21 protein-coding genes are annotated in these 23,524 nt (G+C 64.6%); all 21 read right to left on the bottom strand.

What is annotated here, in order from left to right; all coding sequences use genetic code 11:
* Positions 1-136: 136 nt before the first annotated feature.
* The 21 genes from PCE31106_RS19645 to PCE31106_RS19545 all read right to left on the bottom strand — a co-directional run bounded on the left by PCE31106_RS19645 (position 137) and on the right by PCE31106_RS19545 (position 23,181).
* On the bottom strand, positions 137-1,339 hold the full coding sequence (locus PCE31106_RS19645; RefSeq protein ID WP_254441201.1) for an ADP-ribosylglycohydrolase family protein: 1,203 nt from the start codon (positions 1,337-1,339) through the stop codon (positions 137-139).
* A gap of 25 nt (positions 1,340-1,364) precedes the next feature.
* Entirely contained in the window at positions 1,365-2,513 is a 1,149-nt protein-coding gene (metK, locus tag PCE31106_RS19640; protein ID WP_150564438.1) for a methionine adenosyltransferase, read from the bottom strand.
* A gap of 119 nt (positions 2,514-2,632) precedes the next feature.
* The gene (locus PCE31106_RS19635) at positions 2,633-3,061 is read right to left on the bottom strand and encodes a DUF3293 domain-containing protein (RefSeq protein WP_150564437.1); all 429 of its coding nucleotides are present in this window, start codon (positions 3,059-3,061) and stop codon (positions 2,633-2,635) included.
* 295 nt (positions 3,062-3,356) lie between these two features.
* Positions 3,357-3,602, bottom strand: coding sequence for a DUF2274 domain-containing protein (locus PCE31106_RS19630; RefSeq protein ID WP_024537615.1), 246 nt, complete (start codon positions 3,600-3,602; stop codon positions 3,357-3,359).
* Positions 3,599-4,867, bottom strand: coding sequence for a TraB/TrbI/VirB10 family type IV secretion system protein (locus PCE31106_RS19625; protein ID WP_024537616.1), 1,269 nt, complete (start codon positions 4,865-4,867; stop codon positions 3,599-3,601). The genes PCE31106_RS19630 and PCE31106_RS19625 overlap by 4 nt, the downstream gene beginning before the upstream one ends.
* Before the next feature lie 2 nt (positions 4,868-4,869).
* Positions 4,870-5,850: a P-type conjugative transfer protein TrbG gene (gene trbG, locus PCE31106_RS19620; RefSeq protein ID WP_024537617.1), complete on the bottom strand. Its 981-nt coding sequence runs from the start codon at positions 5,848-5,850 to the stop codon at positions 4,870-4,872.
* Positions 5,847-6,551: a conjugal transfer protein TrbF gene (gene trbF / locus PCE31106_RS19615; protein WP_024537618.1), complete on the bottom strand. Its 705-nt coding sequence runs from the start codon at positions 6,549-6,551 to the stop codon at positions 5,847-5,849. The genes trbG and trbF overlap by 4 nt, the downstream gene beginning before the upstream one ends.
* Positions 6,552-6,569: 18 nt before the next feature.
* On the bottom strand, positions 6,570-7,934 hold the full coding sequence (gene trbL / locus PCE31106_RS19610) for a P-type conjugative transfer protein TrbL (RefSeq protein WP_024537619.1): 1,365 nt from the start codon (positions 7,932-7,934) through the stop codon (positions 6,570-6,572).
* Positions 7,931-8,254: an EexN family lipoprotein gene (locus PCE31106_RS19605; RefSeq protein ID WP_009523295.1), complete on the bottom strand. Its 324-nt coding sequence runs from the start codon at positions 8,252-8,254 to the stop codon at positions 7,931-7,933. Before PCE31106_RS19605 ends, trbL begins: the two co-directional genes overlap by 4 nt.
* Before the next feature lie 11 nt (positions 8,255-8,265).
* The gene (trbJ, locus tag PCE31106_RS19600; RefSeq protein ID WP_009523294.1) at positions 8,266-8,991 is read right to left on the bottom strand and encodes a P-type conjugative transfer protein TrbJ; all 726 of its coding nucleotides are present in this window, start codon (positions 8,989-8,991) and stop codon (positions 8,266-8,268) included.
* Positions 8,988-11,441 (bottom strand): conjugal transfer protein TrbE, encoded by a 2,454-nt coding sequence (gene trbE, locus PCE31106_RS19595; protein WP_108500079.1) that lies wholly within the window; start codon positions 11,439-11,441, stop codon positions 8,988-8,990. Before trbE ends, trbJ begins: the two co-directional genes overlap by 4 nt.
* Before the next feature lie 10 nt (positions 11,442-11,451).
* Positions 11,452-11,724, bottom strand: coding sequence for a VirB3 family type IV secretion system protein (locus PCE31106_RS19590; protein ID WP_009523292.1), 273 nt, complete (start codon positions 11,722-11,724; stop codon positions 11,452-11,454).
* Entirely contained in the window at positions 11,721-12,098 is a 378-nt protein-coding gene (locus PCE31106_RS19585) for a TrbC/VirB2 family type IV secretion system protein (RefSeq protein ID WP_009523291.1), read from the bottom strand. The genes PCE31106_RS19590 and PCE31106_RS19585 overlap by 4 nt, the downstream gene beginning before the upstream one ends.
* On the bottom strand, positions 12,095-13,129 hold the full coding sequence (trbB, locus tag PCE31106_RS19580) for a P-type conjugative transfer ATPase TrbB (protein WP_024537621.1): 1,035 nt from the start codon (positions 13,127-13,129) through the stop codon (positions 12,095-12,097). The genes PCE31106_RS19585 and trbB overlap by 4 nt, the downstream gene beginning before the upstream one ends.
* Positions 13,126-13,572 carry a ribbon-helix-helix protein, CopG family gene (locus PCE31106_RS19575; protein WP_009523289.1) on the bottom strand — a complete coding sequence of 149 codons (447 nt, stop codon included), beginning with the start codon at positions 13,570-13,572 and terminating at the stop codon, positions 13,126-13,128. Before PCE31106_RS19575 ends, trbB begins: the two co-directional genes overlap by 4 nt.
* Positions 13,569-15,566, bottom strand: a complete 1,998-nt coding sequence (locus PCE31106_RS19570; protein WP_024537622.1) for a conjugal transfer protein TraG — start codon at positions 15,564-15,566, stop codon at positions 13,569-13,571. The genes PCE31106_RS19575 and PCE31106_RS19570 overlap by 4 nt, the downstream gene beginning before the upstream one ends.
* A gap of 218 nt (positions 15,567-15,784) precedes the next feature.
* Complete coding sequence (locus tag PCE31106_RS19565) at positions 15,785-16,057, bottom strand: EexN family lipoprotein (RefSeq protein ID WP_009523287.1); 273 nt, start codon at positions 16,055-16,057, stop codon at positions 15,785-15,787.
* Positions 16,058-16,092: 35 nt separating this feature from the next.
* Positions 16,093-16,986 (bottom strand): LysR family transcriptional regulator, encoded by an 894-nt coding sequence (locus PCE31106_RS19560; protein ID WP_009523286.1) that lies wholly within the window; start codon positions 16,984-16,986, stop codon positions 16,093-16,095.
* Positions 16,987-17,055: 69 nt separating this feature from the next.
* The gene (locus PCE31106_RS19555; RefSeq protein ID WP_059401155.1) at positions 17,056-20,244 is read right to left on the bottom strand and encodes a CusA/CzcA family heavy metal efflux RND transporter; all 3,189 of its coding nucleotides are present in this window, start codon (positions 20,242-20,244) and stop codon (positions 17,056-17,058) included.
* A 16-nt stretch (positions 20,245-20,260) separates the two neighbouring features.
* The gene (locus tag PCE31106_RS19550; protein ID WP_024537624.1) at positions 20,261-21,853 is read right to left on the bottom strand and encodes an efflux RND transporter periplasmic adaptor subunit; all 1,593 of its coding nucleotides are present in this window, start codon (positions 21,851-21,853) and stop codon (positions 20,261-20,263) included.
* A 2-nt stretch (positions 21,854-21,855) separates the two neighbouring features.
* The gene (locus tag PCE31106_RS19545) at positions 21,856-23,181 is read right to left on the bottom strand and encodes a TolC family protein (protein ID WP_024537625.1); all 1,326 of its coding nucleotides are present in this window, start codon (positions 23,179-23,181) and stop codon (positions 21,856-21,858) included.
* Positions 23,182-23,524: the final 343 nt, after the last annotated feature.

Here is a 23,524-nt window from a genome sequence, read left to right as displayed (position 1 = left end):
GTTGTGTTTTGTCGGTCGATACCAGACATGAAATCCTCGGGATCACTGATCGAATTCGGAATGGGGAATACGCGCCACGATGGGCCCGTATTTTTTGAGGTCCTTGGCTGGACGATTTCTGAGCGATGCGCTCCGGTCAATTCCCGGGATACTTCCGCCAGATCCGCTCGTCGAACGCTGCATCGGTCGTGTCTATGCCGATGTCCCATTGCGTGAACGCGGCCAGGTCGTCGGCAAGTTCAGCGATAACCTCGCGCAGTTCTAGCGTCGCCAGCCATTCGGCCGGAATCGCCTCCACGCCGAGCTTCACGCCCAGCAGATTGCCAGTGATAGCGCCGGTCGAATCGGAGTCGCCATCATGATTCACGGCCAGGACGATGCCGTGTCGGAAATCGCGTGCGATCAGGGCGCAGTAAATAGAAACAGCCAACGCCTCCTCGGCGACCCAGCCCTCGCCTAAGCAGGCGATCGCATCCTCCGGGGCCACGTCAGAGACAGCCAGTTCCGCTGCCTGCTGGAGGGCTTGCAGCGTTTCCTCGTTGTCCGGCTGCGTGCGCAAGCAGGCCTGCGCGCGCGCTAGGGCTTCGGGCAGCGGCGCGCCAAGCGCCAACTGGTGGACCAGCACGGCGAGTACGCCGCCGGTCAGGGAGCCGGTCGGATGGCCATGGGTAATCGCGGCGAGCTCGGTTCCCAGCTTGAAGGTGCGCTCCGCTGTCCAACGCCGGCTGCAGGCGTACAGGCCAACCGGTGCAATGCGCATGACACCACCGCAGCCCTTGCTATTGTTGCTTGCCGGCTCGCGCAGTTCCCGCATCGCCTGTAGCGCCGACAGGCAAGTATTGCCCGGTGCACGCCTGTTGTGGAGTGCCTCGTGCTGGAAGAGCCACCCAAGCTGGTCGGATGCCGATGCGAGGTCCCTGCTGGGCTGGCCCCCCTGTGTTTGGAGCCAGCGTAAATAGGCCCGCGCAACGACTCCCGAATGATTGCCAATGCCTCGTGTAATACCGCGGACCCAGGCGCGCAGTAATCCCTCAGCGGTAAACAACGTCATCTGGGTATCGTCTGTGATGGTTCCAATGCCGCCATAAGCCGGTGCGTACTGCGTAATCCCCTGCGGTCCGAACGCCTCCAGGATTTCCGCGCGGGACAAGAATTCGACAGGCGCACCCAATGCGTCACCCACGGCGCCGCCGAGCAGGCAACCGCGGAAGCGGCTCGGTATGCTCAGGCTGGGGGTTGGGGCGACATTGGGCGGCAGATTAATGGTTTTGGTTGTGTGCATTCCTGCTCCTTGAGTGGCCGGGTGGCGAACGCCGACGCTTTTTTTGAGTTTTTTCACGTAAGTCCGGCACGAAGCCGGTGCGTCACCTCACTGCCTCCCAAGGCAGTACCAAATCCTCCCGGCCAAAATGCCCATATGCCGCGGTGGGGTAGTAGATAGGGCGGAGCAGGTCCAAGGTTTCAATGATGCCTTGCGGGCGCAAGTCGAATTCGCGCGCCAGTTCGGCGGTGATATCTCGCCGGGCCCCAGCTTCGGTGCCGTAGGTCTCGACCGCGAAGCTCACCGGTTCCGCTACGCCGATCGCATAGGCCAGTTGGACCAGTGCTCGCCTCGCCCAGCCACGCGCTACCACCTGCTTTGCAAGGAAGCGAGCCATATAGGCCGCAGAGCGGTCTACCTTTGATGGATCCTTGCCTGAGAACGCGCCACCACCGTGCGGTGCGGCCCCTCCGTAGGTGTCGACAATGATCTTGCGGCCCGTCAGCCCGGCATCGCCCTTCGGGCCACCAGTGACGAAGCGTCCCGTGGGGTTGATTAGGACGCGCAATCCGCTGGCACGCAAATGCTCGGGAATTACCGGCTCGATCACATGCTTCTGCACAGCATCACGTAACGCATCGAGTTCGATGCATTCATCGTGCTGCGTCGACAGCACTACGGCCTCTACCTGCGTCGGCCGCCCATCGACGTAGCGAAAGGTCACCTGCGACTTTGCATCCGGCTGCAGCCAGGGCAGCGTGCCGCGCTTCCTGAGTTCGGCTTGGCGCTGCACGAGCCGATGCGCGTACACGATCGGCGCAGGCATGAGTTCAGGCGTCTCGTCAGTGGCGTAACCGAACATCAGTCCCTGGTCGCCGGCGCCTAGCACGCCGTTTGCGCGATCGACGCCCCGGCTGATGTCTTGCGACTGAGCATTGAAGCGGATCTGGATTTCGCATTGCTCCGGATCGATGCCAGTTTGGGAGTCGCCGTAGCCGGCGTCACGAAGTACCTCGCGCACCAAGTTCTCAGCGGAATCGCGTACCGCCTGGAAATCGGCGGCGTGCCGGGTCTTGAATTCGCCCGCGACAACCACGCACTGATCCGCCAGCAGGGTCTCACAGGCGACGCGTGCGTGACGATCCCGAGCCAGGAAGGCATCGAGGATGCGGTCGGAAATACGATCGGCGAGCTTATCGGGATGGCCCTCGGACACGGATTCCGAGGAAAAAAGCCCATTTTGGACAGACATATACATCTCCTATTTAGCCGCTTTCGACAACGTGTCGGGGGCGGCAATCCGGATCAAATCCCCCCGGTCCTTTCCCTGACGGGCGGCAGACCAGCCGTATATCGCGCATCGAATGCGTGTCAGCGCAAGAGAATCAGTTGAGGCACGGCGTTGGAGGCGCACCAGATGATCGCGTTCTGTCCATGCTTCTCACCCAGCGATTTCGCGATGTCGAGTGTCGAGCCCAGCACGAGGAAACTGGCTTCCCCTGGCCAGCCATTGGACGCATGTTGGCCGATGCCGTCGATGTATCTAAGGCCAAGTTGCTCGAGTTCGTGGGCCAGCGTCGCCTGCCGTGCGGCATTAGCCTCGGCGCCAAGGTCCTGGCTAAAGGGGTTACACGCCGTGATGAACGCGCTACTTGCGACTTGATGAGCGTCGTGCAGTGCGGAGAGCGTTGGGTTGAACTGCCCGACTTGCAGTTGCGTCGGCGCGTCGCCCGCTACGTGGTAATAGGTTTCCAGGTAGGCCTGAATCGTTTCGCGTGGAATGTCTGAGTCTGGAAACAAAAAAGTTCTGGTGTCAAGTCCTTCGTGCAAATCACGCAGAGCTTGAAACCGTATATGGGACAGTAGGTTAGCTCGTTTTCAGGCCACTTTGCGGAAGTGCGGCCTTGTGGGCTAGGAGCCACATAGGAGCGTCGGGAGGGAAAGCCGGATCGCGCTGGAGCGTGCGGGATTGCCGAGGAACGGCGGGCCTGTCGCACCATCATAGCCCAAGAGGCTTTGCGTGCGGCATCCAGAGAATGAAGAACGCGCAGCCTGGGGCTGCGCGTTCGACGGATGCCATTGGTACGCGACGCCATCATGTCGGCTTCGTTGGCGCGCTCCGTGTCGCCGTGCCCTTCCTGAATCCCCGATCCCCCGCCATGAACGCCTCCAGCATGTGCGGGATAAGCGTCGTTGCATCGACGGTCTCGCCATATGCCTGCGCGTGCAGCGCGGCATAGCGGTCGAGGGTGGCCCTCAGGCTGGCCGGGCAAGCGAAGGTCAGCTTGACGCTCTCGGTCTTGGGCAGTGGCCCGAGCCGCAGTTTCTTGGTCGTGCTCATTGCATCGCTCCCCGCTGGAAGAACATTGGCTGGTACGGACGCAGCACCAGATCGCGGTTGGCGATGATCCGCACCGGCAGGCCGGGCCGCTCGGTCAGCGTCGGCTGGATGTTCATGTTGCGCCGGGTCATCTCCTGCCCGACCTGGTTGATGCTGTCCTGTGCGCTGTCGCGCCCGGCGATCACGATGCGGTTGCCGTCCTGCCGGTTCTCCGGCGCGGCCAACTCGGCGCCGATGCCCAGCAGCGTCGTCAGCGCCGCACCGGCGACGATGCGGCTCCAGTGGTAGTCCACACCGTCTTCCAGGCCCGAATAGCCGGCCGGATCGGTGCCGACGAGGTTGTCCAGCGTCAGCGAGGACGTGTCCGGCAGGATGATGCGGTTCCAAACCACCTGCACCCGGCTCTGTCCATAGCTGACCTGGCTGTTGTAGCGGCCCAGGATGCGCGAGCCCTGCGGAATCAGCAGGAACTTGCCCGTGGCCGTGTCGTAGACCGGCTCCGTCACCGTGGCGATCACGTCGCCCGGAAGATCGGACTTGATGCCTGTCACCAGCGCGCCAGCGATCACCGTCCCGGCCATCACCTGATACGGCGAGGACGGCATTTTCAGATTCCCGGAATTGCGGGTTTCCGTAGAGCCGCCTTTCAGGAACGCCTCTTTCTGGTCTTGTCGATTCTGCACAGCGGTCGGGTCGGCGGGCTGGGCCGCCGTCGAGGCCGGCCCGGCGGCGAGCGGGTCGAAGCCCGCCAAGGCCGATGCTTGGCCAGCCGCAGCGACTTGCGCAGCCGCTGGCGCGGCGGTCTTGCCAGGCGTGCCCGAGCGGAAGAACACCGAGGAAGCTGCTGCCGCTTCAGCTTCCTTGCGCCGTGCATCCTCCGGGTCGTGGCCCGGCGGCGCGTAGGTGGGCGTCACCGGCTGCTGCGCCTTCACGATGGCCGGGCCAAGGTCGCCCGGCAGCGGCGGCCCCAGCTCGGGCACCTTTCGCGGCAGCTTGGAGTAATCCGAAGGCAGGCCATCCAGCCCCTCGGACTTCGAGACGCGATCGACGTTGTAAAGCTCGGTCTGCTCGCCTGCGCCGCGCCGGTGCGGCTGCAATGACCAGATCGTGGCCCCGAGCACGGCGACCGACAGGCCACCGGTGAGCATGGCCAGCGTGCGCCGGTTCAGGCGTGTGACCGGGCGCGGCTGGGCGCGCAGCGCCACCGCCTCGGGCGCGACCTTGCCCGCCTGCGGCGCAAAGTCAGGGGAATCGTCCTGGCTCATGCTCAGTTCCTCCGCGTGCCATCGGTACGTTCGATCCGCACCACATCGCCCTTGTCCCCGCCCAGGCGTAGTTCGGCGGCGCCGAACAGGCGATCCACGATGTAGTACGGCGGCCGGAAGCGGTAATTGACGAGTTGCCCATCGCCCTGGGCGCCGATGACGAACAGCGGCGGCAGTTCGCCTTGGGCGATGCCCGGCGGAAACTGGATATAGACCTTCTCGCCGTCATCGAAGGCGCGCAGCGGCTTCCAAGGCGGATTGCTGCCGCTGACCGCATAGCGGAACCGGATCTTCTCCAACGACAGCCCGGCATCGACCGGCGCGGCGGCGCTGGCCGCCTGCGCCTGGCGCTGCAAGGCCAGCATCTTGTCCTTCGGGTACTCCCAGGACACCGACGCCATCCACGTCTTTTCGGTAGAGGTCAGCTCCAGCAGATAGGTGCGCCGGCTGGTCGTGATGACGAGATTGGTCTTCAGGCCCGAGCGGATCGGTTTGACCATCACATTGACGCGCAGCGCGTCAGCGCTGCCGCTCGATGTGTCCCCGACGATCCAGCGCACGGTATCGCCAGCGGCCACCGTCACCAGTTCCTCGCCGGGCTGGAGCGCGATCACCGTCACGCGGCCCACGGCCGCATAGACCTGATACAGCGCGCCATCGGTGAAGGGCCAGACCTGGATCGCGTTGACGTAGCCCTCGCGCGTGGGCGCAATGCGCGCCTCGGCGTTGGCGCGGGACACACGCACGGTTTCATCGGCGGGTTCCGGCGTGGGCTTGGCATCCGGCACAGGTTTCATCTGCGCCGGCATCGGCAGCACCTGCGGCACGGCCACCACTTCCACAGGCGCAGGCGGCTCCGGCAGCGGCTGCGCCTGCGCCGGCTCATCGAGCGAAATGGACGGCGGCGGCTTGCCCTGCGTGGCGCAGCCCGCGAGGGCAAGCAACATGATCGGCAAGGCGGATTTACGGAAAAGATCATTCATGGCTTTGCTCCTTCGTTTCCTTCCAGTTCGCGGCTCCACGACAGCCCGTTGACGTAGATACCCAGAGGGTTCTTGCGCACGCGCTGCTCGGTGCGCGGCGTCTGCTGCACGATGGAAACCACGGCGTTCCAGCGTTCGGTGCGATCCAGCGCGCCATTGACAAAGCGCGTCTCCGTCCAGCGCACGTTGAAAGACGTGTCGCTGGCGCGGGTCACGCTGGTGATCTGCACCGTCACCGACTCCTTGCCGATGCGCGCGAACGGATCGTTCACGCGGGCGTACTCGTTGAGCACCACGGCGCCCTTGTCAGTGGTGTAGTCGTAGGCATCCAGCCAGTTCTGCCGCACCACGATGGGGTCGATGGACAGCGAGCGCACCAGGCCGATGAAGCGGCCCAGGTGATAGGCCACCTGGGCATCGCTGGGCCGATACGGCGTAGCGGCTTCACCGACCGCGCGCACCTGGCCCGCGTTGTCCACCTCGATAACGTAGGGCGTGACGATGGACTGCGCCGAGCGCCAGACCAGCCCGCCCGCCATCAGCACGGCCAACGTGAGGCAGCCAAAGGCCATGAAGCGCCAGTTCTTGGCCTGCACGCGGGCCGAGCCGATACGGTCGTCCCAGACCTGCGCGGCGGATTGGTAGGGGGTGGCAGGCTGCGGCGTATCGGCGTAGCGCACCTGCGGTCTTTTGAATCGCATGAGGGTTCTCCTTGAAGATCAGGAATCGGAATCACGCAGGCTTGGCCCCTGGCTGGAGCTGCCGCCGTCGCCGCCGCGCAGCGTGTGGGCGGCGGTCGTGGCGGCATGGGTGAGCTGCTGCCTGCGGTGCAGGCGCTTGGCCCAAGCGGGTTGTGCGGTGGATGGGGCTGTGACGGGAGATTCGCTCGCAGCCCGTGCGGCACTGTCCCCCGACGCCGATCCGGCGTCATCAGGCCGGAAGGCGGCGGCGACGCGCTCCTTCATCGAGCGTGCGCCTTGGGCCACCTTCTGCCCGGCTGCCTGCGCGCCAGTCTTGGCGACATTGCCCACACCGGCGGCGGCGCCCTGGAGGCCGCCACCGGCCGAAGCGGAGCCCGCCTGATAGGCCGACTTGGCGCTGCTGGCGGTCGATGCCATCGAACGGGCGCCACTGACCCCTGCTTTGGCGGCTGCGGGCGCCATACGCGCTCCGGCCGCCACGGCGCCGCCGACACCCGTAGCAGCAGCGCCGACCGCAACGGCGGTTCCGGCTGCGCCGATGGCAGCACCGGCCATCGCGCCCGCGCCAAGCTGCGGGCCGCCGGACACCAGCCCGGTCGCAATGCCCGGCCCGAAGATGCCCAGGGCCAGCATGGACAGCGAGACCAGCATGATGACCAGCGCCCGGTCGATCGAAGGCTCCGAACCTGCCGGGATGTTGAACTCGGAGAACAGCCCCGAGCCGATACCGACGATGACGGCCAGTACCAGCACCTTGATGCCCGACGACACCACGTTGCCCAAGACCTTCTCGGCCAGGAATGCCGTCTTGTTCCAGAGGGCGAACGGCACCAGCACGAAGCCCGCCAGCGTGGTCAGCTTGAACTCGATCAGCGTCACGAAAAGCTGCACCGCCAGCACGAAGAAGCTGACGATGACCACCATCCATGCGAAGAACAGCACGACGATGGGCATGATGTGAATGAACACCTCGGGGAAGCCCGCCATCTCCTTGATCTGCTCAAGAATGGGCGCCCCGGCGTCGATGCCCACTTTGGCGAGCCGTCCCGGCTGCAAGAAGTTACCCATGCTCAGGGTCGAGCCGCTGGCCGTCAGGCCCAGCCCGGCGAACGAGCGGAACACGATGCTCGCCAAGGTGTTGAAGTTGCCGATGATGTAGGCGAAGGCACCGACGTACAGCACCTTGCGGATCAGCTTGGCGATCACGTCCTCGCCCTGGCCGCTGGCATGGCTCATGGCCCAGAACAGCCCGGCGAGCGTCATGTCGATGACGATCAGCGTGGCTGTGAGGAACGCCACCTCCCCGTGCAGCAGGCCGAAGCCCGAGTCGATGTAGCGCGAGAACACATCGAGGAAGCGATCAATGATCGAAATGTCATTCATGGCGAGTCCTCCTGCCCCGGCAAGGCCGCTGCCACCGCCTCGCCGTCTTCGGTGGGTTCATCGAAGCTGGCCGGAATCGGCGGCAATTCGGCCAGCGTCCGGTACTCATCAGGCCCGGCCTTGCCGGAGAAAAAGCGGCGCAGGTCGGCCTTGACCACCTGCGCGCATAACGCGCCGTCGAGCTGACCCGCGCGGCATTGCTCCTTGAGCAAGCGCAGCCGCGCCGGATGGGCCGAGAGTGCATCGACCGAAGGCACCTCCTGCTGGCCGCAACCGGCCAGCAAGAGCACGAGACCGCAGAAAGCAGGCGCGCGGGTCATGGCAACACCTGTCACCGGCCGTAGAAATCGACGGTCTGCGGCGTGTACGGCGTACCTTCACCCAGGAAACGCCGGTTCACCTCGCGGCCTCGCTCCACGGCGGCAGCCTGCCGCGCCAACTCCAGCGACGCGGCGCGATCCTGGGTGATGCTCAGGCGTTGCGTTTGGATGGACTGCTTGGCCTGCAAAGCCAGAAGCTGATTGGTGGCTTGCATGGCCTGCAAGGCGCCCACGGCCGATTGGCTCTTGCCCACGAGGTCGGCCAGCACGCCTTCGTCGTCGCTCAGGTTCTGCGACGCCTGGGCCTGCATCTGCATGGTGGTCTGCAAGCCGTTGAGCGTGTTCTTCCAGCGCTCCTGCGCGTCGCGGTACATCTGGTTGCCGCTGACGGTGGCGGCATATTGCTCGGGATACAGGCGCTGGAACTCCCGATCCAGATTCGTCACGTCGTAGGCCAGTCCTCTGGCCTGGGCGATCAGCCGCTGTGTGGTCGCCAGATTGGCGCGCAACTGGCCGACCACGCTGGACGGCAGGCTGGCGAGGTTGCGCGCCTGGTTCATCAGCATCTGCGCTTCGTTCTGGAGCTGCTGGATCTGGTTGTTGATCTGCTCCAGCGTGCGGATCGCGGTCAGCGTGTTCTGCACGAGGTTCGTGGGGTCGATCACGACCCATTGCGCATGGGCGGTGGCGGTGCAAAGCATGGCCGCGATGGCGGCGGCGATGAGACGTTTCTTCATGGCTGGTTCTCCAGGGGTTGGTCAGCGAGGGAACCCGGCGCGAGGCCGGGGAACGAGGGCAGCAGGTCGGCCGCCCAATCGAGGCCGCGATGGCGCAGCCAGGCGCCCGCGAAGCCGGGCACGCCGGCGTCGGCCAGCACCGCGTCCATGTCGCGCTGGTCTTGCGGCGTGGACGCGCCCGCGAAGGCCAGCGCCGCCGGCCCCAGGTCGAGGTCGAACAGGCGATTGCCGAGGCGCGATTGGTAGTAGTAGTCGCGCTTGGGCTGCGCGGTGGCGACGATCTCGATCTGCCGCCTGTTGAGGCCGAAGCCCTCGTAGATCGTGCGAATCTGCGGCTCGGTGGCCTGCGGGTTCGGCAGGAAGATGCGACTCGCGCAGCTCTCGATGATCGCGGGCGCGATGCTCGAATCCTTGATGTCGGCAAGGCTCTGCGTGGCGAAGATGACGCTGACGTTCTTTTTCCTGAGCGTCTTGAGCCACTGGCGGATACGCGCGGCAAACACCGGGTCATCGAGGAACAGCCACGCTTCATCGAGGATCAGCAGCGTGGGCGCCCCGTCGAAGCGTTCATCGAAGCGCGCAAAGAGGTAATGCAGCACCGCCATGACGGCGGCCTTGCTGTGCATCAGCTCCTCCATCTCGAAGCACTGCACGTCGGCCATGCCGAGCCGGTCATGGTCGGCGTCCAGCAGCTTGCCGTGGGCACCGCCCAGCACATAAGGCGACAACGCCTGCCGCAGCGTGTTCGATTGCAGCAGCACGGACAGCCCCGTCATCGTGCGCTGCTCCACCGGCGCACCGGCGAGGCTGCCGAGCGCCGACCAGATGGCGGCCTTCTCTTCGGGGCCGACGACCACGCCCTCATGCCGCAAGCGGCCTTCGATCCACTCTGCCACCCAGGTGCGGTAGCCCTCGCGGTCGATACGAGCCAAGGGCTGGAAAGCGATTTCGCCATCCATCCCGAGGTCGTAGTGCTCGCCGCCCAGGCCCAGGATGGTGGCGCGCATCGAGCGGCCCATGTCGAAGGCGAAGATGCGCGAGCCGCGATAGCGACGGAATTGCATCGCCAGGGTGGCGAGCAAGACCGACTTGCCCATGCCGGTCGGGCCTGCGACCAACGTGTGGCCCACGTCGCCGATGTGCGTCACCAGCCGGAACGGCGTGGCGCCATCGGTGCGCGTGACGATCAGCGGCGGGCCGTCAAGATGGGCATTGCGTTCGGGGCCGGCCCATACCGCCGACACCGGCATCATGTGCGCCAGGTTCAGCGTCGAGACGATGGGCTGGCGCACATTGGCGTAGGCATTGCCGGGGAGCGAGGACAGCCACGCATCCACGGCGTTCAAGGTTTCAGGGATCGTCACGAACCCGCGCCCTTGGATGGCCCGCTCCACCATCCGCAACTTCTCGTCGGCCACGGCCGGGTCGGCATCGAGCACTGTAACCGTGGCGGTGAGATAGCCGAAGGCGACTTGATCGCTGCCCAGCTCCTGCAAGGCGGCATCGGCGTCGGTGGCCTTGTTGCTCGCGTCGGTATCGACCAGCGGGCTTTCTTGCTGGAAGATCGTTTCGCGCAGCAGCGCGATGACGTTCTTCCTTTTCGCAAACCACTGGCGACGCAGGCGGACGAGTTCCTTTTCCGCTTCGGCTTTGTCGAGGCACAGGAACCGGGTTGACCAGCGATAGGCAAATCCAAGCCGGTTGAGGTCGTCCAGAATCCCCGGCCAGGTCGAGGGCGGAAATCCCCGCACCGACACCACGCGCAGGTGCCGGTCGCCCAGCATGGGCGCCAAGCCACCGACAAGTGCGGAGTCGGTCAGCAGCGCGTCGATGTGGAACGGCACTTCGGGCACGCCGACGCGGTAGCGCCGCGTCGAAATGGTGGCGTGCAGGTAGGTCAGCGTCTGGCTGTCATCCAGCCAGGCGATTTCCGGCATCACGCCGTCGAGCAGGTCAAAGATGCGATCCGTTTCTGCGGCGAAAGCTTGCAGCCGCTCGCGCCAGTCCACGCCGTCGGTAGGCCGGTTCTCGTACAGCATCCCCGCCGCGCGGGCGTGCGATTCCTCGGGCGGCAGGTACACCAGCGTCAGGTGATAGCCGCTCTCGAAGTGATTGCCCGAGTCCTCGAATGTGGCCCGGCGTTCCTCGTCCACCAGCCACGACAGCGGCTCGGGGAACGCCGAGTGCGGATAGTCGGCGGCGGCGCGGCGCTCGGCCTCGATGAACAGTGCCCAGCCCGAACCCAGGCGGCGCAGCGCGTTGTTCAAGCGCGCCGACGTGGCGATCAACTCGCCTTGCGTCGCGCTGTCGAGGTCAGGCCCGCGAAACCGGGCCGTGCGCTGGAAACTGCCGTCCTTGTTCAAGACGACGCCCGGTGCGATCAGCCCGGCCCAGGGCAACCAGTCAGCCAGCAAGGCCGGGCGCTGGCGATATTCGGCAAGGTTCAGCATGGCATTCCCCTCACACGTCCAGCAGCGGCCGGTGCTTGATATGGCGCGCGAACACGGCCATGAACTGCGGATCGACACGCGCACCCCAGACCGCCAGCGAATGGCCGACGATCCAGAGCACCACGCCTGGAATCCACATCTGTAAGCCCAGCCCGACAGCAGCGGCCAAGGTGCCGTTAGTGATGGCCACGGTGCGCGGCGCACCGCCCATCAGGATCGGCTCGGTCAACGACCGATGCAGCGGCACCTCGAAGCCGGGTATTCCATCGTGTGGGCCGTTCATACGACGGCCCCACCGGAGAAGCTGAAGAACGACAGGAAGAAGCTCGAAGCGGCGAACGCGATGGACAGGCCAAACACGATCTGGATCAGCTTGCGGAACCCGCCCGAGGTATCACCGAAGGCCAGCGCCAAGCCCGTAGCGATGATGATGATGACCGCGACGATGCGCGCCACCGGCCCCTGGATGGATTCGAGGATGGATTGCAGCGGCCCTTCCCAGGGCATCGAGGAACCGGCGGCCTGCGCAGTACCTGCGAGCAGCAGCATGAAGGCAGCGAGCATCAAGCCCTGCATGGCCGGGCGAGCCAGGCCATCCAGCCGTGCGGGCCGAGGAAGCGGATTTGCGGAAATACGGAAAGCATCAGCGTGCGTCATGGAAGTTCTCCAGAGTGGTCAGGGGACGGGGAGGAAAGGTCGGACTGCGACAGCAGCTCCGGGAATGGAGCCTCCAGCGCATCCGCCAGGTGGTAGCCCACGCCATCGAAGCCGATGACGCGGACGATGCTCTCGATGCGGCGCTTGCGCCCGCGCCCAGCGATGTGGATGACCACATTGACCGCTTCCGCGATCAGCGCACGGGGCGGGTTCACCGCCACTTCGAGGATCAGTTGCTCCAAACGCAGCAGCGCGCCCAGCGCGGAGCCGGCATGGATCGTGGCAATGCCGCCCGGATGGCCTGTACCCCACACCTTGATGAGATCCAGCGCTTCGGCGCCGCGTACCTCGCCGACGACGACGCGATCCGGGCGCAGGCGCATGGACGAGCGCACCAGCTCGGTCATCGACACCACGCCTGCGCGCGTGCGCAGCGGTACGTGGTCGCAGGCCGCGCATTGCAGCTCCACCGTGTCTTCAAGCACCAGCACGCGGTCGCCAGTGGCGGCGATCTCGGCGAGCAAGGCATTGGCGAGCGTGGTCTTGCCCGTGCTGGTGCCACCGGCAATCAGGATGTTCTGGCGCTCGCGCACGGCGCGCACCAGCAAGCCCGCCTGCGCGGCGGTCATCATTTCGTCCTCGATGTAGCGCGACAGCGGGATCACGCCAAAGGCGCGCTTGCGCAAAGCGAAGGCCGGCCCCGGCGCAGCGGGCGGCAGGATGCCCTCGAAGCGCTCGCCCGTCTCGGGCAGCTCCGCCGTCAGGAGCGGCTGGCCGCGATGCACCTCGGCGCCGACGTGGGCCGCGACCAGCCGGATGATTCGTTCGCCGTCGGCCTCGGACAGCTCCACACCCATCGGCGCGCGGCCCGACGAAAGCCGGTCGATCCACAAGGTGCGATCCGGGTTCAGCATGACTTCCACTACGTCGGGGTCTTCCAGCGCGGCGGCGATCAGTGGCCCCATCGCCGTGCGCAGCATCTGGATGCGGCGATCCAGTGAAACGGCGGTGAAGGAAGGAACGGCGCTCATGACGCGCGCTCCTGCGCGTCGTCCATGCGTGCCGGGTCTGGATGCAGTTCTTCCACCACGTCTCGCACCAGACTGCGACCGCGCAGCAAATGCCGCCCGAGTTGTTCGACGAACTGCTCGAAGCGCGCCTTGCCCTGGGCGCGCGCTGCGTCCTGATGCGCTTCGGGCACGGGCGTGCTCACCGTGAGGAAGTAGCGGATGAACAGTGCCAGCGTCTCGATCTGGATGTTCTGGTCGCGCTCCATGCGTTCGGCCTGCCGCGACAGGCGATCAAGCCGCTTGGCAATGGCCGCCTCGCGCTGGTCGGCGGCATCGGGCGACAGCCACGATGCGAGCGCCGCCGCGACGATGGACGACTTGGACACGCCCTTCTTGGCGGCCAGCTCATCGAGCCGCTTGGCGTGCTCCGGCTGGATGAACACGTTGAGGCGGTGTTGGGTCATAGGTCGATTCCGTCATCAGGGTCGAGGGATGCCAGCCGGGCCGTGCGTTGCAGGGCAGGGTCGAGCTGGCGAGGAAGGGGAAGCGGCAGGTCGTCGTCATCGAGCAACCCAAGGTCGGCCGCAGGCGCGGCCAGCTCGGGGTCGTAGGCGGCGATTTCGGAGAGTTCGGGCTGGCGACGCGGGCCGCCGTCATCGGCGCTGCCAAGGTCGCCAACGGTCTCCGCGACGAGAGGTGCCGGCACCGCAGGAATTGCCAGCCCGCTCCAGTCATCGGCGCGGGCCGGCGGCGCGTCGGCGTACTGCCCGTCCGCCAGCGTGGGCGGCGGCAGCACGCGGCGCTTGAAATTGGCGTCCGCGTAGTAGCGCAGCTTCTTCGCCTTGATGGGCGCCACGCTGGACACCATTACCACGGCCTCATCAGGCGGAAGCTGCATGACTTCGCCCGGCGTCAGCAGCGGACGCGCGGTTTCCTGGCGCGACACCATGAGGTGGCCCAGCCACGGCGCGAGCCGGTGGCCCGCGTAGTTGCGCTGCGCGCGCAGCTCGGTGGCGGTGCCCAGCGTCTCGGAGATCCGTTTGGCGGTGCGCTCGTCGTTCGTGGCGAACGTCACGCGCACATGGCAGTTGTCGAGGATGGAGTGGTTTTGCCCATACGCCTTGTCGATCTGGTTGAGCGACTGCGCGATGAGGAAGCTGCGGATGCCATAGCCCGCCATGAAGGCCAGCGCCGTCTCGAAGAAGTCCAGGCGCCCCAGCGCAGGGAACTCATCGAGCATCAGCAGCAGCTTGTGGCGGCGCTCGATGCCATCGGAGCCATCGAGCGACTCGGTGAGGCGCCGCCCGATCTGGTTGAGGATCAGGCGAATGAGCGGCTTCGTCCGCGATATGTCCGAAGGCGGCACCACCAGATACAGCGATACCGGATGCTCGGCCGCGATCAGGTCGGCGATGCGCCAATCGCACCGCGACGTGACTTGGGCCACCGTGGGATCGCGGTACAGGCCGAGGAACGACATGGCGGTGCTCAACACGCCGGAACGCTCGTTGTCCGATTTGTTGAGCACTTCGCGCGCAGCCGAGGCCACCACCGGATGAGGCCCATCGCCGAGGTGCGGCGTGGTCATCATCCGGTGCAGCGTCAACTCGAAGGGGCTGGCCGGGTCGGAGAGGAAGTTGGCGACGCCGCGCAGCGTCTTGTCTTCGCCCGCGTAGAGCACATGCAGGATGGCCCCGACCAGCAGCGCGTGCGAAGTCTTTTCCCAGTGATTGCGCTTCTCCAGCGCACCTTCGGGATCAACCAGAATGTCCGCGATGTTCTGCACGTCGCGCACCTCATGCGCGCCGTGTCGTACCTCCAGCAGCGGGTTGTAGGCCGCTGACTTCGCATCGGTGGGGTTGAACAGCAGGCAATGCGAGAAGCGCGAGCGCCAACCGGCGGTGATCTGCCAGTTCTCGCCTTTGATGTCGTGGATGACGGCGGATGCAGGCCAGGAAAGCAGCGTCGGCACCACGAGGCCCACGCCCTTGCCCGAGCGCGTAGGCGCGAAGGTCAGGACGTGTTCCGGGCCTTCATGCCGCAGGTACTGTTGGCGATGCAGGCCGAGGAACACGCCCGCAGGGTGGTCAAGGCCCGCCTTGTGAATGTCCTCCACATTGGCCCAGCGGGCCGAGCCATAGGTCGTGACCAGGCGCGACTGGCGCGAGCGCCAGATCGACATGCCGATGGCGACCACAACCGCCAGTAGGCCACTGCCGCCCGCGATGGCGCCGCCGGTATCGAACACGCGCGGCGCGTAGGCATCGAAGAAGAACCACCACTCGAACAACCGCCACGGGTGATAGACCGGTGTGTCCAGGAAATCGAACCACGGCGAGCCCAGGCGTAGTTGGTAGCCCAGGGCCGCCGCTGTCCATTGCGTGGCGCTCCACACCCCAGCGATCACGATGCCGAACACCACGGCAATCTGACCGAACAGCACGTTCGTTCCCTGCATCATCCAGCCTCCGATCGCAGCACAGGCATGTGCCGCCCTCGTGAGGATCAGTGCCGCTGGGCGTGCCGGTCAAAGACCGTTATCGGCAGGTTGATGCCGCAAAAAACATGGTTTCCGGCAGGGAAGAACTGGGGCGAAAGACCGCCACAATGAGCGCGCTGCTGCGCAGCGCGCAAAAAGGCGCAGGCACGCGCAGGTGCGTTGCGGCAAGCCGACCATCAGAACTTCGGCGGTTCCTTCGGTGGCGTATAAGGCACCTTGCCGTCGCCCAGGAAACGTCGGTTCGTCGCCTCGGCCACTCGGTTGCACAGCACGTCGCCCATCGTCGGACGATCCGTCTTGCACTGCTGGCGCAGTTCTCGCAAACGCACGGGGTCAGCAGCCAGTTCCTCCACGCTGGGCACGGCAGCGGGCTTGGACGGCTCAGACTTGCCGCAGGCGACCAGCAGAACTGCTAGCGACGACATAGCGATGATCTTGGATAGGTTCATGGCTTGAATCCTCCGAAGTGAAACGGGGCCAATGGCTAAGCGTCTCCCGGTCCCAGGGCTTCGACCCGCTCGATAAAGCGGGCTAGCGCCTGCGACGGCTCGGCGTCGCGGCGCAGCAGATAGGTAGTGAGCATGGGCGACTTTCCCGCGAGCGGTCGGCCCACCACGCCCGGCTCGCGGCTGGAAGCGATGTGCGCGGCGCCTGCGAGCCCTAGCGCCAAGCCGGCCGACACGAAAGTCATCATCACGTCGAACGTGGCGACGTACTGTTCGATCAAGGGCTCCCGGTCCTGCTTGCGCAGGATGCGGTCGATCTGCTTGGCATGGCCTTCGCAAACTGCCGGGTCGCCCAGCACCAGGGGATGTTGCAGCACTTCATCCAGCGGTACCCGCTTGTGGGCCAGTAGTTCATGGCGCGCGGGCATGGCGACCATCAGCTCATCCTCCCAGGCGGGTTCGATGATGATGCCGTCGCCCACCTCGTCGGCCATCGAGAAGCCCACGTCGTATAGATCGTCACGCAGGCCGCTGAGCTGCTGGGCCAGCGGCACCTCGAACAGGCGGATCTCGATCTCCGGGTCTTCCTCGCGGCAGCGCGCCAGCAGCGCCGGCAAGCGCGAGGGGGTGATGCCGTCGGACAGCGCCACGCGCAACCGGCCGTGAAAGCCATTGGCCGCTGCCTTCACGCTCTCACGCGCCTGGTCCAGCGCCAACAGCACGCGAGGCGCGTTCTCCATCAGCAGCTTGCCCGCAAGCGTCAGGCGCGTGCTGCGGCTGGTACGCACGAACAGTTGTGCGCCCAACTCTTCTTCCAATTCCCTGATGGCGCGCGACAGTGGTGACTGTTCGATATGCAGCCGCTCCGCAGCGCGGGCGAAGTGCAGCTCCTCGGCAACGGCCAGAAAGTACCGAAGGTGACGAAATTCCATGAGTCGATGTCCCTGTAAAGCTCGAAGGAGTCTGTCGTGGTGCCGTAACGGCGTTCATCGTTGTTCCTTTCAAGCGGTTACGCCCTCATGTGCGGGCTCTGCCGTGACATCCTCTTCTTGCTCGTCCGGGCGATGGGCCAGCCGATACAGAATCGGTAGCACCAGCAGCGTCAGCACGGTGGAAGACAAGATGCCTCCGATCACTACGGTAGCCAGCGGGCGTTGCACTTCCGCGCCTGTTCCCGTGGCAATCGCCATCGGGATGAAACCCAGCGACGCCACTAGGGCCGTCATCAGCACCGGCCGCAAGCGTGTCAGCGCGCCCTCGCGGATGGCTTCATCCAGCGGCGTTCCGTCCTCGCGCAAGCTGCGGATGTAGGAAATCATCACTAGGCCATTGAGCACGGCCACACCTGACAGCGCGATGAAGCCCACGGCAGCGGAAATCGACAGAGGAATGTCGCGCAGCCACAGCGCCAAGATGCCGCCGGTCAGCGCGAACGGAATGCCAGTAAAGACCAGCAAGCCGTCCTTGACGTTGCCGAACATGGCGAACAACAGCAGGAAGACCAGCAGCAGCGACACCGGCACGACGATCTGCAAACGCTGCGTGGCTGATTGCAGATTCTCGAAAGTGCCGCCCCAACTCGTCCAGTAGCCCGTGGGAATCTTGACCTGTGCCAGCGCCGCCTCGGCGTCGGCCACGAACGAGCCCACGTCACGGCCACGCACGTTGGCGCTCACCACGATGCGGCGCTTGCCGTTTTCGCGGCTGACCTGGTTGGGGCCGGGTGCCAGCTCGAAGCTCGCCACCTCGGCCAATTGGATGAAGTTCGTCCGTCCTTCGGCACTGCCGGTGCCACCCGTTCCGCGCGGCAGCGGAATCGGCAGGCGCTTCATGCTTTCCACGTCGTTGCGCAAGGACTCTGGCAGGCGAACCAGGATGTCGAAGCGGCGGTCGCCCTCGAACAGTGTGCCAGCCTCACGCCCGCCGATGGCGGTGGCCACGGCATCTTGGATGTCGGCCACGTTCAGCCCATAGCGCGAGGCTTTTTGGCGGTCGATATTCACGGTCAGCATGGGCAAACCGGTGGTTTGCTCCACCTTGACCTCGGACGCGCCGGGAATCTTCTGCAACATGGACGAGATCTCTTCACCCGTCTTATTCAGGACATCCATGTCGTCGCCAAAAATCTTCACCGCCACATCGCTACGGACCCCTGAAATGAGTTCGTTGAAGCGCAATTGGATAGGCTGCGAGAACTCGTAGTTGTTGCCCGGCACCTTGCCCACGACCTCCTGAATGGCCGCCAGCAATTCGTCGCGCGACTTGCGCGGCTCCGGCCACTCGGACACCGGCTTGAGCATGATGTAGCCGTCGGAAATGTTCGGCGGCATGGGGTCGGACGCGATTTCCGCCGTGCCGGTGCGCGCGAAAACGCGGTCGATCTCGGGGAACTTGGCCTTCAGCGTGGCTTCCAGTTGCTGCTGCATCGCAACCGATTGCGAAAGGCTGGTGCCCGGAATGCGCAGCGCCTGGATGGCGAAATCGCCTTCGTTCAGGCTGGGCACGAACTCGCTGCCCATTCGGGTGGCGATCAGGCCGCACAGCACCACTGCCACGGCGGCTGCCGCCAGCATCACTGCTTTGGCCGCCATCACGCGATCCAGCAGCGGGCCATACCAGCGCTTGGCCTGCACGACCAGGAAGTTTTCCGTCTCGCTGACCCGATGGCCGATGAACAGGGCGACCGCTGCCGGGATGAAAGTCACCGACAGGATCATGGCCCCCACGAGTGCAGCCACCACCGTGAACGCCATCGGGTGGAACATCTTCCCTTCCACCCCCGTCAGGGCGAAGATGGGCAGGTAGACCACCATGATGATGAGTTGCCCGAACAGCAGCGCGCGGCGTGATTCCTTCGATGCCAGGAACACCTCGTGAAAGCGTTCCGCCCGCGTCAACGGCCTGCCGTAGTGCGCCTGTGCATGGGCCAGGCGTCGCACGCAGTTCTCGACGATCACCACCGCTCCGTCGATGATGATGCCGAAGTCCAGCGCCCCGAGGCTCATCAGGTTGGCGCTCACCTTGTAATGCACCATGCCAGTGAAGGTGAACAGCATCGACAAAGGAATCACCGTCGCCGTGATGATGGCCGCGCGGATGTTGCCCAGGAACAGAAACAGGATCACGATCACCAGGATCGCGCCTTCCAGCAGATTCTTCTTCACCGTGGCGATAGCCTTGTCCACCAGCACGGTGCGGTCGTAGACCGTCACCGCATGCACGCCCTCGGGCAAGCTGCGGTTGATCTCCACCATCTTCTTGTCCACGGCCTGCGAAACCGTACGGCTGTTCTGACCGATGAGCATGAACACAGTGCCCAGCACCACCTCGCGACCGTTATCCGTGGCCGCGCCGGTGCGCAGTTCACGCCCCAGCCCCACGTCCGCCACGTCACGCACCCGTATCGGCACGCCGCCCGCACTGCTGAGGATAACGTTGCCAATGTCTTCCAGGGTCTTGACTTGTCCGGGCGCACGGATCAGGTACTGTTCGCCGCGCTTCTCGATATAGCCCGCACCCACGTTGCCGTTATTGCGATCCAGTGCCGTCACGATGTCTTGCAGGGTAACGCCGAGCGAAGCCAGGCGAGCGGGTATAGGTGCGATCTGATACTCCTTGGCATAACCGCCAATCGAGTTGATTTCAGTCACACCGGGCACGTTGCGCAACTGCGGCTTGATGATCCAATCCTGAATCTCGCGCAGGTCTGTTGCCGTGTAGGGCATCCCGTCGGGTTTCTTCGCACCGTCCTTCGCCTCGACCGTCCACAGGTAAATCTCCCCCAGGCCGGTGGAGATCGGCCCCAGCGCAGGCGTGATGCCGACCGGCAATTTATCCCGTGCTTCCTGGATGCGCTCGTTGACCAACTGGCGCGCAAAGTAAATGTCGGTGCCGTCCTTGAAGATCACGGTCACTTGCGAGAGGCCGTAGCGCGAAAGAGAGCGGGTTTGCTCCAGGTTGGGCAGGCCCGCCATCACGGTTTCAATGGGATAAGTCACCCGTTGCTCGGTCTCCAACGGTGAATAGCCCGGCGCCTGGGTATTGATCTGCACTTGGACGTTGGTGATGTCGGGTACGGCGTCGATGGGCAACTTCTGGTAGCTGAACACGCCGACGGCGGCCATGCCAATGGCGGCTAACAACACTAGCCATCGGTGCTCGATGGCCGCGCGAATAAGTTTTTCAAACATGGGCATAGCTCCGGCATCAATGGGTGTGCTCGGCAGAGGCTTTGCCGAGTTCAGACTTCACGACGAAACTGCCTGCGGCCGCATATGCCGCCCCTGCTTGAAGACCTTGCAGTACCTCGACCCGCTTGCCATCGCTGCGACCCAACTGCACAGGCTGGGCCACAAAGCCGTCCTTCACCTTGACGAAAACGACCGGCTTGTCCCTCACGCTCTGAATAGCGTCGCTAGCCACGCTGACTGGCACGGCGGTTTCGGACGCGATCACTTCCACATTGACGAACAGGCCGGGACGCCACGCGCCCTGGGGATTGGCCAAGACCACACGAGCCTTGGCCATGCGGGTTTGTTCGCCGATCAGCGCACCCACGAAAGTGATGGTCCCTTGCGCGCTGGCATCGAATGCCGTGGCTTTGATGCTGACCTTTTCACCCACTCTGACCAGCGGCAAATCCTTGGCGGGCACGTTGATCTCTGCCCAGACCTGGCCCAGGTCGGACACCGTGAACACGGCGGCGTCTTCCTTGACGGCCTCGCCCAGGCTGAGGTGCTTTTCAATCACCACGCCATCGAAGGGCGCACGCAGCTCGAAGCGGTTCAGCCCGCCCGAGGAACCTGGGGCCAAGCCCACGGCCGACAGCTTCTGCTGCGCGTTGGCCACGGCGACCTGCGCCTCGTTCAGCGCCTGGCCGGCTTGCAGGTAGTCCTGCTCGGCGGAAATCTTCTGTTCCCACAGCCGCTTCTCGCGTTCAAAAGTTGTCTGGGCCAATGCCCGCCGCTTTTGCGCCGTCTGCAACTCGCTGCGCTGCTCGGATGCGGCAGGGCTGGCGATAACGGCGAGCACCTGTCCCTTCTTGACCGTTTGCCCCAAACTGGCCTGCACACTTTCGACAACACCCGCAATGCGCGGAACAACGTGCGAGGTGCGGTCTTCATTCAGCCTAATCTCACCCGGCAATTGCAGGGCAGACTTGATGCTTGCAGCCCCTGCGGTGTCAATGCCGATGGATGCAGCCTTGATTTGCGCATCGCTGAGTTCGACTTTTCCTTCCTCCTGGCTGAAGCTGAACGTGAAAGGCGCGTTGGCCGTCTGAGCCACGATGCTGATCTCGAACGCATGAGGTTCCGGGACAATCTCTCGACTCAACAGGCTGTCCTTGTCGGGCGTGAAGTTGAGCGCCTGCTTCTCCCCAGTCAGGCGTGTAACGGTAGCGCTGACCTTGGCGGCGCTGCTGGCTAGCGCCTTTTCCTTTTCGTAGAGCCAGATTCGCAGGCGTGGTTCGCCGCCGTCCTCAGCGAGTAAGGCTTCCAATCCGAAATCCCCTTCTTTGAACAGCTTGCCGCCATGCGGCCCCTTGCTTGACCCCTCGTGGTGCTCGCCGTCCGCATGGCCTTTGTCGTCCTCGTGGGAGTCTGCGCCCGTCTTGCCATGATGCTCACCATCACTGTGGGCCTTGGCTTCAACGTGGCTGCCGTGACCCTCGCCCTCGGCGCTCTTATCCGTCTTGCCGCCGAGAATGGCGCTGCCCAGTCCTATGCCCACTGCGGCGATCACGGCGATGGCAAACCACTGCTTCTTGCCGACGTTCAGTTTGTTCGTTTCGGGTTTCATGTTCATTCCTTGTTTGCAGGCAGGGTGGTCGTGGATTCGGATGCGCCGATCACGCGATCCATGTCCGCCGCCGCGCGGTGCGCATCGGCGAGCGCCTTGAGGTACTGGGACTTGGCGGCAAAGTAGGTGCGTTGCGCGTCCAGCACTTCCAGGTAGTTGAACTTGCCGTAACCAAAGCCCACGGTGGCCGCGTCATAGGCGCTCTTGGCCCCTGGCAGCACCTCTCGCTGCAATATGTCGATCTCGCCGCGAACCGACGCCAGCCGCTCGCGGGCTTGCAACAGCTCTGTGTTGAGGCGCAGATTCAACGCCTGGAGTTCATCCCTCGCCTTGTCTTCACGCTTCAACGCTTCCAACAGATTGCCCTGATTGCGGTCGAACAAAGGCAGCGGCACGGAAATGCCGAGCATTAACTGATTGCGCGCTAACTCGTTCGGACGCTTCACGCCCAGGCTGACCGTGACATCGGGCGTCTGCTTGCTGCGCTCCACGTCGGCCAGCGACCGACGGCGTTCGATCTCCAACTGCGCCCGGCGCAATGCCGATGAGGCCGACAAGCGCTGCTGGATGTCATCCAGCGAAGGGACGTTGGGAAGATCGTCCACGCTGCCCGCTACCTGGGTGAAACGCGGCGGGTTGGCCCCGAGCAAACTGGCCAGCCGCGCGCGGGCACTGCGTTGTTCGCTCTGCGCCTGTGCCAGTTCAACCCGCACGCCGGCCTCGGCCACCCGAGCCTTGGTTTCTTCGACCGGGGACACCTTGCCCGCCGTCACGCGCTTGGCAACGGCATCCGTCGCTTGCCTGGCCAGGTCAACGCTGTCCTGGGCCAAGGCCGTGCGATCCTGGGCGGCCAGCGCCTCAAAGAAGGCGGCAACCACAGCGGCGCGAATTTCAACGCGCCGCGTGTTCAGTTCTTCAACTGCGACGTCACGCCCTCGCTCTGCCGCGGCAATGCGGGCAGCGCGCTTGCCCCCCAGCTCGATGGGCAGATTGATCTGGACGCTTTGCGTGCGGGTTGGCGTGCGTTGGTCTTCGAGCGAGTACGCCAGCTCGGGATTAGGACGTACTCGTCCCTGAATTACCTGGCCCTCCACCGCCTCGATTTCCCGTTGGGCGACAGTTAGGTCAAGATTCGCCTCCAAAGCCAGCGCGACGGCCTTTTGCAGAGTCAGGGGCGTTGCTGCTTCAATCTGCTCTACGCCGTTGGCGCTCTGCCCAAGAGCTGGTGCCGTCGGCAATAACTGAGCGAAAGCCGTCCCCGTCATGAGCGCAAGGAGCAAGCCTGCCGCAACCGCCCTCGCGTTGTAATTGTGAATATCCTTCAGCATCCGATTCTCCAGTGATTTGAAATACACAAGGGAATCGGCGGGGGGGCGATCCAGATGATCGCCAGCAACGTCATCACATCAGCCGCGCGAAGCCGGCTGGATACCGTAGCGCGCCATGCGCGACGGCAGGGGTGAGGACGAAGGGAAAGGAACGCGCTCCCCGCCGATCAGGCGAGGACACGCCACTGAGGGCGCTCTAAACGTTCAGGTGGAGGCGCAGCAAGGTGCTCCGGGGGATACCCCGTATCCAGGGACGGGCTGACCGGCCAGGGCAATCGCACGAAAAATTGTTTACACACAATGGGTTATGAATGGGGGTTGTAAACGGGTGCGAAGAAGCGTT

It is taken from the genome of Pandoraea cepalis (assembly GCF_902459665.1).
GTDB lineage: Bacteria > Pseudomonadota > Gammaproteobacteria > Burkholderiales > Burkholderiaceae > Pandoraea > Pandoraea cepalis.
This window is presented reverse-complemented; position numbering and strand designations above follow the sequence as displayed.

Coding starts and splice junctions, on each gene's coding strand:
- trbG (WP_024537617.1), bottom strand. CDS start 5,850: ATGAATGATCTTTTCCGTAAATCCGCCTTGCCGATCATGTTGCTTGCC.
- PCE31106_RS19585 (WP_009523291.1), bottom strand. CDS start 12,098: ATGACGCACGCTGATGCTTTCCGTATTTCCGCAAATCCGCTTCCTCGG.
- PCE31106_RS19545 (WP_024537625.1), bottom strand. CDS start 23,181: ATGCTGAAGGATATTCACAATTACAACGCGAGGGCGGTTGCGGCAGGC.
- PCE31106_RS19630 (WP_024537615.1), bottom strand. CDS start 3,602: ATGAGCACGACCAAGAAACTGCGGCTCGGGCCACTGCCCAAGACCGAG.
- trbE (WP_108500079.1), bottom strand. CDS start 11,441: ATGCTGAACCTTGCCGAATATCGCCAGCGCCCGGCCTTGCTGGCTGAC.
- PCE31106_RS19565 (WP_009523287.1), bottom strand. CDS start 16,057: ATGAACCTATCCAAGATCATCGCTATGTCGTCGCTAGCAGTTCTGCTG.
- metK (WP_150564438.1), bottom strand. CDS start 2,513: ATGTCTGTCCAAAATGGGCTTTTTTCCTCGGAATCCGTGTCCGAGGGC.
- PCE31106_RS19570 (WP_024537622.1), bottom strand. CDS start 15,566: ATGCAGGGAACGAACGTGCTGTTCGGTCAGATTGCCGTGGTGTTCGGC.
- PCE31106_RS19555 (WP_059401155.1), bottom strand. CDS start 20,244: ATGTTTGAAAAACTTATTCGCGCGGCCATCGAGCACCGATGGCTAGTG.
- PCE31106_RS19575 (WP_009523289.1), bottom strand. CDS start 13,572: ATGACCCAACACCGCCTCAACGTGTTCATCCAGCCGGAGCACGCCAAG.
- trbJ (WP_009523294.1), bottom strand. CDS start 8,991: ATGAAGAAACGTCTCATCGCCGCCGCCATCGCGGCCATGCTTTGCACC.
- trbB (WP_024537621.1), bottom strand. CDS start 13,129: ATGAGCGCCGTTCCTTCCTTCACCGCCGTTTCACTGGATCGCCGCATC.
- PCE31106_RS19625 (WP_024537616.1), bottom strand. CDS start 4,867: ATGAGCCAGGACGATTCCCCTGACTTTGCGCCGCAGGCGGGCAAGGTC.
- PCE31106_RS19560 (WP_009523286.1), bottom strand. CDS start 16,986: ATGGAATTTCGTCACCTTCGGTACTTTCTGGCCGTTGCCGAGGAGCTG.
- PCE31106_RS19550 (WP_024537624.1), bottom strand. CDS start 21,853: ATGAAACCCGAAACGAACAAACTGAACGTCGGCAAGAAGCAGTGGTTT.
- PCE31106_RS19590 (WP_009523292.1), bottom strand. CDS start 11,724: ATGAACGGCCCACACGATGGAATACCCGGCTTCGAGGTGCCGCTGCAT.
- trbF (WP_024537618.1), bottom strand. CDS start 6,551: ATGCGATTCAAAAGACCGCAGGTGCGCTACGCCGATACGCCGCAGCCT.
- trbL (WP_024537619.1), bottom strand. CDS start 7,934: ATGAATGACATTTCGATCATTGATCGCTTCCTCGATGTGTTCTCGCGC.
- PCE31106_RS19605 (WP_009523295.1), bottom strand. CDS start 8,254: ATGACCCGCGCGCCTGCTTTCTGCGGTCTCGTGCTCTTGCTGGCCGGT.